At 45.7% G+C, this 18232-nt stretch carries 17 protein-coding genes; 15 read left to right on the forward strand and 2 right to left on the reverse strand.

Annotated features, from left to right (window positions below; all coding sequences use genetic code 11):
- Positions 1-225 precede the first annotated feature (225 nt).
- Entirely contained in the window at positions 226-1131 is a 906-nt protein-coding gene (locus tag EJA10_RS20810) for a nuclease-related domain-containing protein (protein WP_170169211.1), read from the reverse strand.
- 189 nt (positions 1132-1320) lie between these two features.
- Between EJA10_RS20810 and lepA the strand changes: the two genes are divergently transcribed.
- The 9 genes from lepA (at position 1321) to mtaB (ending at position 12567) form a co-directional block, all read left to right on the forward strand.
- Positions 1321-3156, forward strand: coding sequence for a translation elongation factor 4 (lepA, locus tag EJA10_RS20815; RefSeq protein WP_125481965.1), 1836 nt, complete (start codon positions 1321-1323; stop codon positions 3154-3156).
- Positions 3157-3255: 99 nt separating this feature from the next.
- A complete protein-coding gene (gene hemW / locus EJA10_RS20820; protein ID WP_125481966.1) occupies positions 3256-4395 on the forward strand; it encodes a radical SAM family heme chaperone HemW in 1140 nt (379 codons plus the stop codon).
- Positions 4396-4471: 76 nt separating this feature from the next.
- Entirely contained in the window at positions 4472-5503 is a 1032-nt protein-coding gene (hrcA, locus tag EJA10_RS20825) for a heat-inducible transcriptional repressor HrcA (RefSeq protein ID WP_125481994.1), read from the forward strand.
- A 159-nt stretch (positions 5504-5662) separates the two neighbouring features.
- The gene (gene grpE / locus EJA10_RS20830) at positions 5663-6250 is read left to right on the forward strand and encodes a nucleotide exchange factor GrpE (protein ID WP_246017908.1); all 588 of its coding nucleotides are present in this window, start codon (positions 5663-5665) and stop codon (positions 6248-6250) included.
- A gap of 36 nt (positions 6251-6286) precedes the next feature.
- On the forward strand, positions 6287-8119 hold the full coding sequence (gene dnaK, locus EJA10_RS20835; protein WP_125481968.1) for a molecular chaperone DnaK: 1833 nt from the start codon (positions 6287-6289) through the stop codon (positions 8117-8119).
- 180 nt (positions 8120-8299) lie between these two features.
- Positions 8300-9424, forward strand: coding sequence for a molecular chaperone DnaJ (dnaJ, locus tag EJA10_RS20840; protein WP_125481969.1), 1125 nt, complete (start codon positions 8300-8302; stop codon positions 9422-9424).
- A 19-nt stretch (positions 9425-9443) separates the two neighbouring features.
- The gene (prmA, locus tag EJA10_RS20845) at positions 9444-10382 is read left to right on the forward strand and encodes a 50S ribosomal protein L11 methyltransferase (protein ID WP_125481970.1); all 939 of its coding nucleotides are present in this window, start codon (positions 9444-9446) and stop codon (positions 10380-10382) included.
- Between the two features lie 77 nt (positions 10383-10459).
- Positions 10460-11209, forward strand: a complete 750-nt coding sequence (locus EJA10_RS20850; RefSeq protein ID WP_125481971.1) for a 16S rRNA (uracil(1498)-N(3))-methyltransferase — start codon at positions 10460-10462, stop codon at positions 11207-11209.
- 5 nt (positions 11210-11214) lie between these two features.
- Positions 11215-12567, forward strand: a complete 1353-nt coding sequence (gene mtaB / locus EJA10_RS20855; RefSeq protein WP_125481972.1) for a tRNA (N(6)-L-threonylcarbamoyladenosine(37)-C(2))-methylthiotransferase MtaB — start codon at positions 11215-11217, stop codon at positions 12565-12567.
- Between the two features lie 317 nt (positions 12568-12884).
- Here mtaB and EJA10_RS20860 read toward each other — a convergent pair whose 3' ends face one another.
- Positions 12885-13817, reverse strand: a complete 933-nt coding sequence (locus EJA10_RS20860; protein WP_125481973.1) for a Na/Pi symporter — start codon at positions 13815-13817, stop codon at positions 12885-12887.
- Positions 13818-14027: 210 nt separating this feature from the next.
- Here EJA10_RS20860 and rpsU point away from each other — a divergent pair, with 210 nt between their 5' ends.
- The 6 genes from rpsU to yqfC all read left to right on the forward strand — a co-directional run bounded on the left by rpsU (position 14028) and on the right by yqfC (position 18230).
- The gene (gene rpsU / locus EJA10_RS20865; RefSeq protein ID WP_015595024.1) at positions 14028-14201 is read left to right on the forward strand and encodes a 30S ribosomal protein S21; all 174 of its coding nucleotides are present in this window, start codon (positions 14028-14030) and stop codon (positions 14199-14201) included.
- A 16-nt stretch (positions 14202-14217) separates the two neighbouring features.
- Positions 14218-14664: a GatB/YqeY domain-containing protein gene (locus tag EJA10_RS20870; RefSeq protein WP_125481974.1), complete on the forward strand. Its 447-nt coding sequence runs from the start codon at positions 14218-14220 to the stop codon at positions 14662-14664.
- Positions 14665-14812: 148 nt separating this feature from the next.
- Entirely contained in the window at positions 14813-16135 is a 1323-nt protein-coding gene (locus EJA10_RS20875; RefSeq protein ID WP_425462110.1) for an NfeD family protein, read from the forward strand.
- A 91-nt stretch (positions 16136-16226) separates the two neighbouring features.
- Complete coding sequence (floA, locus tag EJA10_RS20880) at positions 16227-17240, forward strand: flotillin-like protein FloA (protein ID WP_125481975.1); 1014 nt, start codon at positions 16227-16229, stop codon at positions 17238-17240.
- Positions 17241-17258: 18 nt separating this feature from the next.
- Positions 17259-17834: a hypothetical protein gene (locus EJA10_RS20885; protein WP_125481976.1), complete on the forward strand. Its 576-nt coding sequence runs from the start codon at positions 17259-17261 to the stop codon at positions 17832-17834.
- 111 nt (positions 17835-17945) lie between these two features.
- Entirely contained in the window at positions 17946-18230 is a 285-nt protein-coding gene (gene yqfC / locus EJA10_RS20890; RefSeq protein WP_125481977.1) for a sporulation protein YqfC, read from the forward strand.
- Positions 18231-18232: the final 2 nt, after the last annotated feature.

Consider the following 18232-nt stretch of genomic DNA (forward strand, 5'->3'; position numbering starts at 1 on the left):
GTGCCCTCAAAATCAGGATTTCTGAAAAAGAGGTCACCAATAAAGCCGATGGGGGCCCTCAAAATAAGGATTTCAGAAAAAGAAGTCACCAATAAAGCCGATGGGTGCCCTCAAAATCAGGATTTCAGAAAAAGAGGTCACCAATAAAGCCGATGGGTGCCCTCAAAACCAGAATTTCAGAAAAAGAGGTCACCAATATATCAAATTGGTGACCAACTGTACTTTTTATTCGTAATAAGACCATTGCCCATGACCTGTAACACTGAAATTCTCTTGTAATCTGTGCCTGATCGTCTTTTTCGGAAAAACACCTCCACACCATTCATAGACCACATTTGTTGATATCTTATTATGTGGAAACAAAATTTTATAATCTTGTATCTGTCGTATGAGTGCCTGCCTAGTGTTCTCAGCAGTTGTACATGACTTGCATGTGAAATTCTGACCGTGATACACCTCCATAACCGTCCCGCAATTCGTGCAAAACACTCCCTTGCTCAAATGCGAATACTCATACTGAGGCACATTGCTGAATGGAGATTTCACAATATGGGATGATAGTAATTTTTCAGACAATCTGTCGTGCGCGAGATTTAATGCTGACTTCTCGTTATTTAATTGAGTAATTGTCCGGTTGAGGTTGGTAGGCATGATGATTCGCCGATCAAGCGGGGCCTGGTATAAGGTGAATTCGGGATTGATGAAAATGAGGTAGGTTCTAATGGGGATCTTCACACCGTAACTGTTCAATAGTTGGCGGAAAAGAGATTCGTTCCGATTCAACTGGAGCAATGGATTTTTAACTTCAGTGCCATTTAGCATTTTAAATTTCCCGTCCTCAAAATAAAACTCACCTTCGAAGTTCTTTACCTCGAATAGATGCAGGTATTCTTGAGAAATAAGCAGGGAATCAATCTGGAAATGGGAATGGTTCAATTCAAGCAGCATGTCATTCAGAACCAAGGATTCAATTTGCAACCGGCGCAAGTATTCATCAAACATCACCTCTCCTTCGTAACCTTTTAGAAGATTCGCATAGTATTGTTTGTCTTTTTCCTTTAAGTCCATGCGAAAGTTCAATGCTCTTAATACTCTTAATTCTTCTGACTCTGTTCGTTCCTTTTTAAACATATTCCACATCCTTTCTTTCTCTATTTTACATAATAAGCAAAGGGTATTCAGTGAACATTCTGAGAACAAAGCTAGCTCTGCATTATGGAGACGACTATTCCCATTCCTCTTTTATTTATTGAATCTTGATATTCGTGCTGATATAATCAACAATAGTGTACATGCGCGAGTATAGTAGGAGTGAACGCAATGAACAGAGAAGATAGACTTAACAGACAAAGCAAAATACGAAATTTTTCGATCATCGCCCATATTGACCATGGGAAATCCACATTGGCGGACCGGATTCTTGAAAAGACGAATGCATTGACTGCTCGTGAGATGAAGGATCAGCTTTTGGATTCCATGGATCTTGAACGTGAGCGCGGAATTACGATAAAGCTGAATTCAGTACAGTTGAAGTATAAGGCGAAGGATGGAGAAATTTACACCTTCCACCTGATTGATACTCCAGGACACGTAGACTTTACGTATGAGGTTTCCCGAAGCCTTGCAGCGTGTGAGGGTGCCGTCCTGGTTGTCGATGCTGCACAGGGAATCGAAGCGCAGACATTGGCGAACGTATACCTGGCAATAGACAATGATCTTGAAATCGTGCCGGTAATCAATAAAATAGATTTGCCAAGTGCTGATCCGGAGCGTGTCAGGAATGAAATCGAAGATGTGATCGGACTTGATGCATCAGAAGCTGTTCTTGCGTCCGCAAAAGCGGGAATCGGGATTGAAGATATCCTTGAGCAAATCGTTGAGAAGGTGCCAGCACCAGAAGGAGATCCTGATGCACCTTTAAAAGCGTTGATTTTCGATTCGTTATATGACGCTTACCGCGGCGTTGTTGCCTATATCCGTGTCGTTGATGGAACAGTCAAAGTCGGTGACAAAATCAGGATGATGGCGACTGGCAAGGAGTTCGAGGTAACGGAAGTCGGTGTATTCACACCAAAATCGACACCTACAGGCGAACTGACTGTCGGTGATGTAGGATTCTTGACAGCAGCCATCAAGAACGTTGGCGATACGCGTGTCGGTGATACAATCACGAATGCGAAAAACGGCGCTGCCGAACCTCTTCCAGGCTACCGCCGCTTGAACCCAATGGTTTATTGCGGTCTATATCCAATTGACTCAGCTAAATTCAATGACTTAAGGGAAGCTCTTGAAAAACTGGAGCTTAACGACTCGGCGCTTCAATTCGAACCGGAAACTTCTCAGGCTTTAGGCTTCGGTTTCCGCTGCGGATTCCTTGGACTTCTTCACATGGAAATCATCCAGGAGCGCATCGAGCGTGAGTTCAAGATTGATTTGATTACAACTGCTCCAAGCGTTATCTACGACGTCATCATGACGGATGGAACAGAAGTGAAGGTTGACAACCCATCCAACATGCCAGATCCGCAAAAGATTGACCGTGTTGAAGAGCCGTATGTAAAAGCAACGATGATGGCGCCGAATGATTATGTCGGGGCAATCATGGAGCTTTGCCAGGATAAGCGCGGCATCTTCATTGACATGCAATACATGGATGAAACTCGTGTAAGCATCGTCTATGAAATTCCGCTTTCTGAAATCGTCTATGATTTCTTTGATCAGCTAAAATCAAGCACAAAAGGCTATGCTTCCTTTGATTACGAGCTGATCGGATACAAGCCGTCCAAACTTGTGAAAATGGACATCTTGCTAAACGCTGAGAAGGTTGACGCATTAAGCTTCATCGTCCATAGGGACTTTGCTTACGAGCGTGGAAAGATCATCGTTGACAAGCTGAGGGATCTTATTCCACGACAGCAATTCGAGGTGCCGATCCAGGCAGCGATCGGCCAGAAAATTGTCGCCCGTTCTACGATCAAGGCTATGCGCAAAAACGTATTGGCTAAGTGTTACGGCGGAGATATCTCCCGTAAGCGTAAGCTTCTGGAGAAGCAAAAAGAAGGTAAGAAACGCATGAAGCAGGTCGGATCTGTTGAAGTTCCGCAAGAAGCATTCATGGCAGTCCTTAAAATGGACGATACGAATACGAAGAAATAAAATAATGGGGGAGGCTGGAATTGCTTTATAAGGCAATCTGGCCTCTTTTTTCAATCGGACCATATCATGGCATTCCAGCCATTTAGGAAGTGACTCTTAATGAAAGCAGCATATATCCATATCCCTTTTTGCCACCATATTTGCCATTACTGTGATTTCAACAAGGTGTTCATGAAGGGGCAGCCTGTCGATGAGTATTTGTCATCCATGGAGAAGGAAATGGAGCTTACGATAAAAGGGAACAAACAAACGCTTGAAACCGTGTTTGTAGGAGGCGGCACACCGACTGCATTGAATGAAAACCAGCTCGAAAAGCTTGTATCCGCCATCAACAGACAATTAAAAACAGATGGCAATACTGAATATACGTTTGAAGCCAATCCGGGGGATCTGTCAAAAGAAAAACTGTCCATTCTGAAAAATGCCGGCGTCAACCGGCTCAGCTTCGGTGTCCAGACGTTTAATGATGACCTTCTCCAAAGGATCGGCAGAAGCCACCGCGCAAAGGATGTTTTTGCTTCCATCGAAAATGCCAGGGCTGCAGGCTTTGAAAATATCAGCATCGATTTGATCTACAGTCTTCCCGGACAAACGAAACAGGATGTCATCGACTCGATCCAAACGGCTCTTGGATTGGGGCTTGTCCATTATTCTGGCTATTCATTGATCATCGAACCGAAGACCGTTTTTTATAATCTGATGCAAAAGGGCAAACTGCCGCTTCCTGGAGAGGATGCAGAGGCGGAGATGTATGTGGCCCTTATGGAACAGATGGAGCAGAATGGACTCAAACAATATGAGATCAGCAATTTCGCTGTTCCAGGATATGAGAGCAAACATAACCTCACATACTGGAACAATGAAGAATATTACGGGTTCGGCGCAGGGGCCCATGGCTATGTGAACGGGATCAGGCAATCCAATTTTGGTCCGCTGAAAAAGTACATGGACCCGTTGACCAGAGGGGAACTCCCAATTATGGATTTTCATAAGGTGACTGTTGAGGAGCAAATGGAAGAGGAAATGTTCCTTGGTCTCAGAAAGACTGAAGGCGTGTCCATTCGACAATTCCAGGAAAAATATAATCGAGATCTGCTTCAATTTTTCGGCCAGCAGATCGAGGAATGGTCTTCAAAAGGCCTGCTGGAAATGGATGATGAAAGAATCTTCCTGACAAGGGAAGGACGACTGCTCGGAAACGAAGTTTTTCAATCCTTCATTGGGGTATCAAATCATTGACATCCTCAGCTTTTACTGATAAATTATTTTTAGAATTAGCACTCGTTCTTATAGAGTGCTAACAGAGGTGATGATGTTGTTAACAGATCGTCAGGTGCTCATTTTGCAGGTGATTGTTGATGACTTTATTCGTTCAGCTCAACCGATAGGTTCAAGGAGCTTGTCGAAAAAAGAGGAAATTAATTTCAGTTCGGCGACAATCCGAAATGAAATGGCAGACTTGGAAGACATGGGTTTCATCGAAAAGACCCATACCTCGTCAGGAAGGATTCCTTCCGAAAAAGGATATCGTTTTTACGTGGACCATCTTCTGCTGCCGGAAAAACTGAACCACACAGATATGGCTGCGATTAAATCCATTTTTGCTGAAAGGATTTATGAGCTTGAGAAAATCGTTCAAAAGTCAGCGAAAATCCTATCCGAAATGACGAATTATACTTCAATCGTCTTAGGGCCTGCTGTGAAGGATAACAGATTGAGAAAACTGCAGATTGTCCCTTTGAATAAGGATACTGCCATTGCGATCATCGTCACGGATACAGGTCATGTGGAGAACAGGATGTTCCATTTCCCGACTAGCGTGGATCCTTCCGATGTTGAAAAAATGGTCAATATCCTCAATGAGCGATTAGCCGGTGTGCCGCTTACAAACCTGAACTCAAAGATTTATAAGGAGATTGCGGTTTTGCTGCGCCATCACATCAGCAGTTATGACACGCTTTTGAATACCATCACAGATACCTTGAATATGCCTGCGAATGAAAAAGTGTTTTTCGGAGGCAAGACAAACATCCTCAGTCAGCCTGAGTTCAACGATGTTGAGAAAATCCGCAGCTTGATGAACATGATTGAGCAGGAGGATGGAATCTACCAGCTCCTCAGGAAAAACCAGGCAGGAATCAATATCAAAATCGGGACAGAAAATGATAATTCTGCGATGGAAAACTGCAGCCTGATTACAGCAAGTTATTCAATGGGTCAGGAAAAACTGGGGACGATTGCGATTCTGGGTCCAACAAGGATGGAGTACTCCCGCGTGATCAGCTTGTTACAATTAATCAGTACAGATTTGTCCAAGGTACTGACAGAACTGTATCAAAATAAATAGCCATGGAAATATTGATTAAGGGTGGAACAGCCTGTTCCATCCCGAATTGTCATGTGTTTTCTAATGAAGTTGATTGCTTCGTTGAAATATTCATGCCAGGATTCCTGGCACGCTGCGGCGCTTAAACTGTGCTGCCATACTTTAAGGGAGGTGAGTTACGTGACAGAAGAAAGAAACACTGAGCAAGAAGTGAACAGCCAAACGGAAGAAGAAGCGGTTGAAGAAGTCTTTGCTGAAAATGAAGTATCTGACCAGACTGAAGCACCACCAGCTCAAGAGGAAGATCAAGATCCGATGCAGCAGAAGATTGCTGAGCTGGAAGGAAAACTGGAGGAAGCAGACAACCGTTACTTGCGTTTGCAGGCTGATTTTGACAACTTCCGCCGCCGTTCAAGGATCGAACTTGAAGCGAGCGCTAAATATAGAGCCCAAAACATCATCACTGACATGCTTCCGGCAATCGATAACTTCGAGCGCGCATTGAAGATGGAAGTGGAGAATGAACAGGCTAAATCCCTGATGCAGGGAGTGGAAATGGTTTACCGCGGCTTACTTGACGCACTTAAGAATGAAGGTGTTGAAGTAATCGAAGCTGTCGGCAAGGAATTTGACCCGCATCTTCACCAGGCAGTCATGCAGACTGAGGATGAAAACTACGGTCCGAACATTGTTGTTGAAGAATTCCAAAAAGGCTATAAGCTTAAGGACCGTATCATTCGTCCAGCAATGGTAAAAGTGAACCAATAACAGTGGTTACATAATTTGGCCAGGAGGTAATGAAATATGAGCAAAATCATTGGTATTGACTTAGGTACAACAAACTCTTGTGTTTCCGTTCTAGAAGGCGGCGAACCAAAGGTTATTCCAAATCCGGAAGGAAACAGAACGACTCCTTCTGTCATCGCATTCAAAAATGGCGAGCGCCAGGTTGGGGAAGTGGCAAAGCGCCAGTCAGTCACGAACCCTAACACAATTATCTCAATCAAGCGCCATATGGGCACAGATTACAAAACAGAAGTTGAAGGCAAAGAGTTTTCTCCACAGGAATTGTCAGCAGTCATTCTTCAATACTTAAAGTCTTACGCGGAGGACTATCTTGGCGAGCCTGTAACAAAGGCTGTCATCACTGTTCCTGCATACTTCAATGATGCAGAGCGCCAGGCGACCAAAGATGCAGGCCGAATTGCCGGTCTTGAAGTAGAGCGTATCATCAACGAACCTACTGCGGCAGCCCTTGCATATGGTCTTGATAAAATGGATGAAGACCAGACAATCCTTGTCTATGACCTTGGCGGCGGTACTTTCGACGTTTCCATCCTGGAACTTGGCGATGGAGTATTCGAAGTTAAGTCTACTGCTGGTGACAACCGTCTTGGCGGTGACGACTTTGACCAGGTCATCATTGACTATCTTGTTGAACAATTCAAGAAGGAAAACGGCATCGACCTTTCTAAAGACAAAATGGCACTTCAGCGCTTGAAGGATGCTGCTGAAAAAGCAAAGAAGGACCTTTCTGGTGTAACATCTACCCAGATTTCACTTCCGTTCATCACAGCTGGAGAAGCAGGACCTCTTCACCTTGAAGTGAACATGACTCGCGCTAAATTCGAAGAGCTTTCTTCAGGTCTGGTAGAACGTACAATGGGACCAACTCGCCAGGCACTTAAAGATGCAGGCTTGTCACCCGCTGAAATCGATAAAGTCATTCTTGTCGGCGGGTCCACTCGTATTCCTGCTGTACAGGAAGCAATCAAGAAAGAAATCGGAAAAGACCCTCATAAAGGGGTAAATCCTGATGAAGTAGTAGCTATGGGTGCTGCAATCCAGGGTGGCGTCATCTCTGGTGATGTTAAAGATGTTGTACTTCTTGACGTTACTCCGCTGTCACTTGGTATTGAAACAATGGGCGGCGTATTCACAAAGCTGATTGACCGCAACACAACGATTCCGACATCCAAGTCACAGGTATTCTCAACAGCTGCCGACAACCAGACAGCCGTTGATATCCACGTGCTGCAAGGTGAGCGCCCAATGGCTGCAGCCAACAAAACGCTTGGCCGTTTCCAACTGGCTGACATTCCTCCGGCACCACGTGGCGTACCACAGATCGAAGTTACTTTTGACATCGACAAAAACGGTATCGTTAACGTTCGTGCGAAGGATCTTGGCACGAACAAGGAGCAGCAGATCACGATCAAGTCTTCTACTGGCCTGTCAGATGAAGAAATCGAACGCATGGTAAGAGAAGCGGAAGAAAACGCTGAAGCAGACAAAAAGCTGAAAGAAGAAGTTGAACTTCGCAACGAAGCTGACCAACTGGTCTTCACTACCGAAAAGACTTTGAAGGACCTTGAAGGCAAGGTAGATGAAGAAGAAGTGAAGAAAGCAAACGAAGCGAAAGACGAGCTGAAGGCTGCTATTGAAAAGAACGAGATCGAAGAAATCCGCACTAAGAAGGATGCTCTTCAAGAAATCGTTACAAACCTTAGCGTCAAGCTTTATGAAGAAGCTGCCAAAGCGCAGCAAGCCCAACAAGGCGAAGCAGGACAAGAAGGAACAAAGAAAGACGACAACGTCGTAGACGCTGAATTCGAAGAAGTAAATGACGATAAATAATTTGTCATGACACCAAAAAGTCAAAGTCAGGTCCTACTTGGCTTTGACTTTTTGTTTGTCGGCGCAGGGGAAATTTTTTAAACAACCAAAATACCGCATAACAGTTAGTTAAAATATTGCGTATGATTATACGGGAATGTTAGAATTATCTTTATGTGAAAAGATTCGGGAGTGGTAATCATGAGTAAACGGGATTACTATGAAGTCCTCGGAGTCAGTAAATCGGCTACGAAGGATGAATTAAAGAAGGCTTACCGCAAGCTTTCTAAACAATTCCATCCGGACATCAACAAAGAGCCGGGAGCAGATGAAAAGTTCAAAGAAATTAAAGAAGCGTATGAAGTTTTAAGCGATGACCAGAAGCGCGCGCACTATGACCAGTTTGGCCATGTTGATCCTAACCAGGGATTCGGCGGGGGAGACTTTGGCGGAGGCTTTGGCGGATTCGAGGATATTTTCAATTCCTTCTTCGGAGGAGGCGGCGGCAGACGTCGTGATCCTAATGCCCCAAGACAGGGCGCCGACCTTCAGTACACAATGACATTGAAATTCGAGGAAGCTGTGTTCGGCAAGGAAACCGATATCGAGATTCCGCGCGAAGAAGAATGTGATACTTGTCATGGAACCGGTGCAAAGCCAGGGACAAAAGTGGATACATGTAAACACTGCCATGGCAGCGGTCAAATCAGTGTTGAGCAGAACACGCCATTCGGCCGCATCGTCAACCGACGTGCGTGCCATTACTGTAATGGCTCTGGCAAAGAGATCAAAGAGAGATGTACAACATGCTCAGGAACTGGGAAAGTTACCAGAAGAAACAAAATCCATGTTAAAATCCCGGCCGGTGTGGATGATGGCCAGCAGCTGAGAGTCGCAGGCAAAGGGGAAGCAGGAATCAACGGAGGCCCTCCGGGGGACCTTTATATTGTCTTCCATATCAGGTCTCATGAATTCTTTGAGCGTGACGGGGATGACATTTATTGTGAAATGCCAATCACTTTTGTCCAGGCATCGCTTGGGGATGAAGTGGAAGTTCCTACCATGCATGGCAAGGTGAAACTGAAAGTGCCTGCAGGAACACAAACTGGCACAAAGTTCCGTCTGAAAGGCAAAGGAGTACCAAATGTACGCGGCTATGGAACAGGGGATCAGCATGTACTTGTTCGAATCGTCACTCCGACAAAACTGTCAGAGAAACAAAAGCAGCTGTTGCGCGAATTTGCCGAGGTAAGCGGACAATCTCCTCTTGGAGAGCAGGAAGAAAGCTTTTTTTCAAAAGTGAAGCGCGCCATTAAAGGTGATTAATTGAATGGAGTTGGTATAAATGAAATGGTCTGAAATCAGCATTTTAACTACAAATGAGGCAGTTGAACCGATTTCGAATATCCTTCACGAAGCAGGAGCAAGCGGAGTCGTGATTGAGGATCCCCTTGAGCTTGAAAAGGAGAGGGAGGACCAGTTCGGAGAAATATACCAGCTCAATCCAGATGATTATCCAGAGGAAGGCGTCATCGTAAAAGCCTATCTCCCCGTGAACAGCTTCCTTGGAGAAACGGTTGATGAAATCAAAGAAGCAATCAATAACCTCATCATCTACAATATCGATATCGGGTTGAATAAGGTATCGATCAGCGAAGTGAATGAGGAAGAATGGGCGACAGCCTGGAAAAAGTACTATAATCCTGTCAAGATATCGGAAAAATTCACGATCGTCCCAACATGGGAGGACTATACACCAGTTAATACTGACGAATTGATCATCGAGCTTGACCCGGGGATGGCTTTCGGGACAGGAACCCATCCGACAACGGTCATGTGTATCCAGGCTCTGGAAAGAACCGTCAAGCAAGGAGACCGGGTTGTGGATGTCGGGACCGGATCAGGGGTCCTGAGCATCGCAGCTGCAAAGCTGGGAGCTTCGAAAGTGGAAGCAATGGATTTAGACGACGTCGCCGTACAGGTGGCAAAGCTGAATATCAAGCTGAATAAAGTACAGGTTGTGGCGGGTGTTTCGCAGAATAACCTGCTTGATGGAGTGGCTGAAGGGGCTGACATCGTTGTCGCGAATATTTTGGCAGAAGTCATACTGCGTTTTGCAGATGATGCAGGAAAAATTGTCAAGGATGGCGGCTACTTCATCACTTCAGGCATCATCCAGCAGAAGAAGGAAGTCGTAAAGGATGCCATGATCAATGCCGGCTTCGAGATCGAGGAAATCATTGCGATGGAAGACTGGGTTGCGATCATCGGAAAAAAGAAATAATGTAGAAGAAAGGGGGTCTGCATACCCCTTTTTTCTTGCTTTTTAATTTAAACAGCCTATCGAAAGCAGGTGCTGTAGTGCAGCGTTATTTTATCGAGGAACAGCAAAACAACGACCAATTCATAATCAGCGGTGATGATTATCATCACATTGTACGCGTCATGAGAATGAAGGCGGGGGAAGAAATCATCTGTGTACTCCCTGATGGAAAAAGCGCAATTTGCCAAATTGCAGAAATTACCGATGAAATGGTTGTGGCAAACGTTGTAAAATGGGAAGAAGGCAATCCGGAGCTGCCGGTCCATATTCTAATTGCGAGCGGTCTGCCCAAAGGGGATAAGCTCGAACTGATTATCCAAAAGGGTACAGAATTAGGTGCCCGCGAATTTGTCCCCTTCACCGCATCCCGCTCGGTTGTCAAATGGGACGGAAAAAAGGCAGCCAAGAAGGTTGAACGCTGGCAGAAAATAGCCAAGGAAGCTGCGGAACAGTCCCATCGCAGCTGGGTTCCGCCGGTGAATGAGCCTGTCAGTGTAAAAGAATTGATCAAAACCAGCAGTGATTTTAAATATAAGCTTATTGCCTATGAGGAAGAAGCGAAGGAAGGGGAAGCCTCCGTCCTGTCAGCTACACTTGCAAAAATGCAGGAAGGCGACAGCCTCCTATTTGTGTTCGGACCGGAGGGAGGCCTGACCACGGCCGAGGTTTCCTTACTTGTGGAGAATGGATTTGTTGCTTGCGGTCTCGGACCGCGCATCTTGCGTACAGAAACAGCACCGCTTTATGCATTGTCTGCTGTTTCCTATCATTTTGAATTATTGAGGTGAAAAAAATGCCTACAGTTGCGTTTCATACATTAGGTTGCAAGGTTAACCACTACGAAACTGAAGCCATTTGGCAGTTATTTAAAGAACAAGGATACGAGAGAGTAGAATTCGAGTCTGCTTCTGACGTTTATGTCATCAATACATGCACAGTAACCAACACTGGAGACAAAAAGAGCCGCCAGGTCATCCGCCGTGCAGTCCGCAAGAATCCGGATGCAGTTATCTGCGTAACCGGGTGCTATGCGCAAACATCACCCGCAGAAATCATGGCGATTCCCGGTGTCGATATTGTTGTCGGAACCCAGGACCGCGTGAAAATGCTGGATTACATTGAACAGTACAAGCAGGAGCGCCAGCCGATCAATGCTGTCGGCAATATCATGAAAAACCGTATCTATGAAGAACTTGATGTCCCTGCTTTTACAGATAGGACAAGGGCTTCACTTAAGATCCAGGAAGGCTGCAACAACTTCTGTACCTTCTGTATCATTCCATGGGCGCGCGGGTTGATGCGATCCCGTGATCCGCAGGAAGTCATCCGCCAGGCCCAGCAGCTTGTCGATGCAGGCTATAAGGAAATCGTATTGACTGGCATCCATACAGGCGGTTACGGCGAAGATATGAAGGATTACAATCTTGCAGCATTGCTGAGAGATTTAGAGGCACAGGTAAAAGGAATCAAGCGCCTGCGCATTTCTTCTATTGAAGCGAGCCAGATTACCGACGAAGTCATCGAGGTCATCGACCAGTCCAACATCATCGTCCGTCACCTGCACATTCCGCTTCAATCCGGCTCTGATACGGTATTGAAGAGAATGCGCCGCAAATACACTATGGAATTTTTCGGTGAGCGCCTTGACCGCTTGAAGGAAGTATTGCCAGGCCTTGCGGTAACGTCAGATATTATCGTCGGGTTCCCTGGTGAAACAGAAGAAGAATTCATGGAAACCTTTAACTTTGTTAAAAAACACAAGTTCTCCGAGCTTCATGTATTCCCTTACTCCAAACGGACGGGTACACCTGCAGCAAGAATGGAAGATCAGGTGGATGAAGGAGTCAAAAACGAGCGCGTACATCGCTTGATTCAGCTTTCCGACCAGCTTGCGAAGGAATATGCTTCCCAGTTTGAAGATGAAGTTCTTGAGGTAATCCCTGAAGAAATCTACAAAGAAGCACAAGATAGCGGACTTTATGTAGGCTATACAGACAACTACCTAAAGGTTGTCTTCCCGGCAACTGAAGACATGGTTGGAAAAATCGTCAAAGTAAAAATCACAAAAGCAGGCTACCCTTACAACGAAGGACAATTTGTCCGCGTCCTGGAAGATCAGGCGGAAGTTGAAGAAGCTGTTATCTAATAGACAAAGAGCTGGCTTAGATGCCGGCTCTTTTGTATGATTAAAAGTATTTTAAGGAGAAAAATGAAGCTTTCAGCAACTTTCTCTTCTAGATGGTGTGCTTTTGCCCGCGAAAATGGTTTCTTTGGTGCACCGGTGATTAGTGAGATTGAATACTTTTGAAAAATTTACGACTGCCATTTCCAGCATATCAACCACATTTTCAAGTATACCGCCCACATTCATGAATAAATTAGCGGAAAATGAAATATATCGCCCGCATTTTGCGAAATATCAACCACATTTTCAAGTATATCGACCAAGTCACCGGAACTGCCTTAATCCCTCAATCCCTTCCCATGAAGAAACTCAATCATTTTGCCAAATTGCTCAGCGACAGGCAGCACCAGTAATGAAGCGAGGAGATTGTAAAGGACGCTGACATGGGCCAGCTGAACCTCTGGGCTTGAGGCAGTCAAGCCTGCCAGAACGGAAATCTGGTCAATAAAAGGATAAAATATGATGGCACCAGCGATATTGAGCCATACATGGGCAAAGGCGGTCAGCCGTGCTTCTTTACCGGCGCCGATGGAGGCAAGCATAGCAGTGATGCATGTGCCGATGTTGGCGCCAAGCATGGCTGCAATCGCGGAATCCATCCCTAAGGAACCTTCTGAGAGGAATCCCATAATAATCCCTGTCATGGCTGTACTGGATTGAATCAAGGCGGTGACTATGGTGCCAGTGAAGATGCTGATCATATGGCTGCCGTTCAGGTCAGCCAATGCCTCCTGCACGATTGGCAGGCTTGTGACAGGGTCAGCGAGAAACGAAAAGCCGCGCATGGCTGCAAAAACGGCGGCGATTCCAAAGGAAATCGCGCCAATGTTCCACCATGTTTTGTTCCTGAACACCATCAGTATTGCTCCGATGACTGCAAAGGGAACGATAAAAGCATCGATATTAAACGTGATGATTTCCAACGTGAACGTTGTACCGATATTTGAGCCGAGGATAATCCCTATGGATTGCGAGAATCTAAGCAGTCCTGCAGAAATCAGTCCGATCGTAATGACCATTACCGCCGAACTGCTATGCAGGAGGGCTGTTACGACCGCACCGGCAATCAAACCCTTGACCGGGGTATCCGTCATGGCGGCCAGCCAATTTTTCATCCTGCTTGCGGACAATTCGAAAAGCCCTTTCCTTAGCAAGGTCATGCCGCCCAGAAAAACAGCCAGGAATAATAGAAATAATAATAGATAGACCATGGCACCCACCCTTTCAATTAAATGTATGAAGGGCTGAGCTGGACATGCATAAAAAATGATTTAAAGAGTATGCGAACAGGCTAACGTACATAATTTAAAACAAGGGCTAATTACAGTTGACCTCATGCCAGTGTTATATTATAATTGCAAGGTACATGGTTTCCATGTGTTTTGGTGTTAGTGTGTTGTGCTCGGAGGGAGGGAAAGAGAATGTCTAAAACTGTCGTTCGTAAAAACGAATCGCTTGAAGATGCTCTTCGACGCTTCAAACGTACTGTATCTAAATCAGGTACTATCCAAGAAGCTAGAAAGCGCGAATTCTACGAAAAACCTAGTGTAAAGCGTAAGAAAAAGTCTGAAGCTGCTAGAAAACGCAAGTTCTAAGAGAGGGTGGAATAACTTGAGCCTGCTCGAGCGTTTAAATAATGATATGAAACAAGCGATGCGGAACAAAGAAAAGGACAGACTCACGACGATTCGGATGGTCAAAGCATCCCTGCAGAACGAAGCAATCAAGCTTGGCAAGCAGGAGTTGTCCGAAGAGGAAGAGTTAACTGTACTTTCTCGTGAAGTGAAACAACGCAAAGATTCCCTCCAGGAATTTGAAAAAGCAGGTCGAGAAGACCTCGTTGAAAAGATAGAAACAGAATTAAAACATGTCGAGATTTATATGCCAAAGCAGCTTAGCGAAGAAGAAGTGGCGGAAATCGTCAAAGAAGCTATCGCAGAGACAGGTGCGGCATCGAAAGCCGATATGGGTAGAGTAATGGCTGTCATTATGCCTAAAGTAAAAGGTAAAGCAGACGGATCTCTCGTTAATAAACTTGTACAACAACACCTTTCATAAAAAGCTCGAAGGCCGCAGGATGTTTCTGCGGCCTTTTTAGCGTATACTAACAGAAAGGCATACATAATATTGTTCAAAATTAATGAAACCTTTTACCCTGGTTCTGCGTATATCCACTATGGCCTGATTTTTGAATGGGGGTGCTGAATTGAAAATAAAATCAGTGGTTGCCAGCGTGATTATCCTCTTGTCACTGTTCAGTCTCATCAATCCGTTTTCGGCAGATGCAGACGAAAAAATTGTCTATGTGGTGCCGATTGAGGAAACGGTTGAGAAGGGGCTGCTTGCCTTCCTGGAAAGAGCAGTGGAGGAGGCTGAAAAGGCAAATGCTGAAGCAATCATATTTGATGTCAATACGCCTGGCGGAGCGGTCGATGCAGCCGGCGGAATAGGGAAACTGCTGACTGGAACCGATTTGAAAACGATTTCCTTTGTGAACAAGCAGGCGCTTTCTGCAGGTGCCTATATTTCGCTTAATACAGACGAAATCTATATGGTTCCTGGCTCAACAATGGGTTCTGCTGCGATCATCGATCAGCAGGGGAATACTGCTGGCAAAAAAGCTGAGTCTTATTGGTTTGCTGCGATGAAGAGTGCGGCGGTCGAAAGCGGACGCGATCCTATTTATGCCCAGGCGATGGCGGATGAAAGCATCGACCTGCCTGAGCTGGGTGCGGGAAAAGGGAAATTGCTTACACTCACAGCAGAGCAGGCTCTTGAAGTCGGATATTCCGAAGGCACAGTCAAGAACCTTGACGATTTACTGAAGAAACTCGGCTATGAAAACGCGGAAATCAGGAATGTGGATGTCACGTTCGCTGAAAAGCTCGCGAGGTTCCTTACTCATCCAGTTGTCATCCCGATCCTGATGACCATTGGGAGTCTCGGTCTCGTCCTTGAACTGTATTCTCCTGGATTCGGTTTGCCGGGGATAGCCGGCTTGTCAGCATTGTTATTATTCTTTTACGGCCACCTGATTGCCGGACTGGCCGGATTTGAAACACTGATCCTGTTTGCACTTGGTATCGGGTTGATCCTGCTGGAATTTTTCGTTCCGGGCGGCATCGCGGGTACCATCGGCTTCCTGGCCATCATCGCAAGCTTTTTCCTGGCGTCGGATAATATCGTCCACATGGGAATATCGCTATTGATCGCCATGACAGCATCTATTCTTCTTTCTATTTTGATGATAAGGGTGTTTGGGAAAAAGATGAAATTTTTCAGAAGAATCATACTGACAGATTCAACAAGCACTGATAAAGGTTATGTCTCCAACAAGAATCGTCTCGAATTGATCGGCGTTGAAGGGACAACTGTAACACCACTGAGACCTTCAGGTACGATCGTGGTAGATGATGAGCGCATCGATGCCGTCAGCGAAGGAGCCTTTATACCAAAGGACCGCAAAGTAAGGATTGTTAAAACTGAGGGTTCGAGGATTGTTGTGAGGGAAATACCAGATCGTCAATAATCACTTTAAAGACAACATAATTTAACCAAAGGCCTGGCCATCATATTATCGGTGGAAAGGCCATGGAATATATTTTTTAGGAGGCAATTCAATGTTAGAAGCAGGAACAGCATTTATTTTGATTGCAGTTGCACTCGGGATCATTTTCCTTGGTGTATTGCTGACATTCGTACCAGTTATGCTCTGGATCTCCGCTTTGGCGGCAGGTGTCAGGGTCAGCATTTTCACTCTGATTGGGATGAGATTAAGAAGGGTAATCCCGAGCAGGGTAATCAACCCGCTGATCAAAGCCCATAAAGCAGGTTTGGGTGTCACCACGAACCAGCTTGAGAGCCACTATCTTGCAGGTGGTAACGTAGACAGGGTGGTCAACGCCTTGATTGCGGCACATCGTGCTAATATCGAACTTTCATTCGAAAGAGCAGCTGCGATTGACCTTGCAGGCCGTGATGTATTGGAAGCGGTACAAATGAGTGTTAACCCAAAGGTTATTGAAACACCATTCATTGCCGGTGTGGCCATGGATGGGATCGAAGTGAAAGCGAAAGCAAGAATTACGGTTAGAGCCAACATCGACCGACTTGTCGGGGGTGCGGGTGAAGAAACAATCGTAGCCCGTGTCGGTGAAGGGATTGTTTCAACAATTGGTTCTTCAGACAATCATAAAAAAGTATTGGAAAATCCGGACATGATTTCCCAGACAGTCCTTTCAAAAGGCCTGGATGCTGGGACAGCATTTGAGATTCTCTCGATTGATATCGCGGACGTTGATATCGGAAAGAACATCGGTGCCGAGCTTCAAACGGAACAAGCCGAAGCGGATAAGAAGATTGCCCAGGCGAAAGCCGAAGAACGCCGTGCAATGGCTGTAGCCCAGGAGCAGGAGATGAAGGCTCGCGTTGAGGAAATGAGAGCGAAGGTTGTAGAAGCCGAAGCGACGGTTCCGCTTGCGATGGCAGAAGCTTTGCGTGAAGGCAATATTGGGGTAATGGATTACATGAACATCCAGAACATTTCTGCAGATACCGATATGAGAGGATCTATTGGAAAACTCTCGAACGGAAATAAAGACGAGAAAAAAATGACTGATGCGAGAACCCGATAAAGGAAAGGGGGGCTCCTCGTGGAACTTTTATTTGAGTTATTCAGCAATCCGATTGCGCTGTTCATCCTGATTGGCGTCATTTCCAGTCTATTCAATAAAAAGAAGGAAGAACGCCAGCCGCAGCGGCGCCCGGTCCGGCCGCCCGGGCCAGCACAACCTCCTGGTACAGCACGTCCGCCTGGTCCGGCTCCATCACGGACGAGGCCGGCGGAAGCCAGGACAGAACCACAGACTGGCCGAGGCAGGGGTTCCGAATATGAGGAAGAGCGTGATGTCTTTGGCGGGTCAAGGCGCCGGCATGAACCGGTCGAGCCGGCACCTGTCAATTCTGGTAACGAAGTCCTTAGTGACCTTCAAAAGATATACCAGGAAAGAAAGAGGCAGGCTGAAGCACCCCAGCAGACCAGGTCCGATAAAGGCAGGATGGCTGCTGACGAGGCTGTTAGCCGCTTAAGGCAGCGGAGAGAGGAAAAGCAAAAGCAGCCTGAAGTCGTTTTCCAGCCAGACAAAGAGAAGTTGATCGAAGGGTTGATCTGGGCAGAAGTCCTAGGTAAACCAAGAGCCAAGAAGCCCTATAACCCTGTGAAGAGATAGCAGTCCTCACTTTGGGCGTTATTGGAAGAATGCCATGCCGATAAAGTTAAAAATGGTGCTAGAACCTCCTTTTTTCTCATACATATGAGATGAAAGGGGGTTCTTTTTTTTATGGCAAAAAAATGGGGCCAATATGTACGTAAATGGATGACACAAAAAATGGATCTTCCTCAAGATGTCATGATGGATCTCCCTAGAATCACGATGATTGGGCAAGTCCATATTTATATAGAAAACCACCGGGGGCTGCTGGCTTTTTCGGATGGAGAAGTGCGGCTGCTGATCAAAGGAGGCCAGCTGCTGGTCAAAGGCAAGGCATTTGTCATTAAAACAATCTTGCCTGAAGAAATTTTACTTGAAGGAAAAATTGATCAGGTTCTATATATAAGCGATTGAAA

This window comes from Mesobacillus subterraneus, assembly GCF_003937825.1.
Taxonomy (GTDB): domain Bacteria; phylum Bacillota; class Bacilli; order Bacillales; family Cytobacillaceae; genus Mesobacillus; species Mesobacillus subterraneus.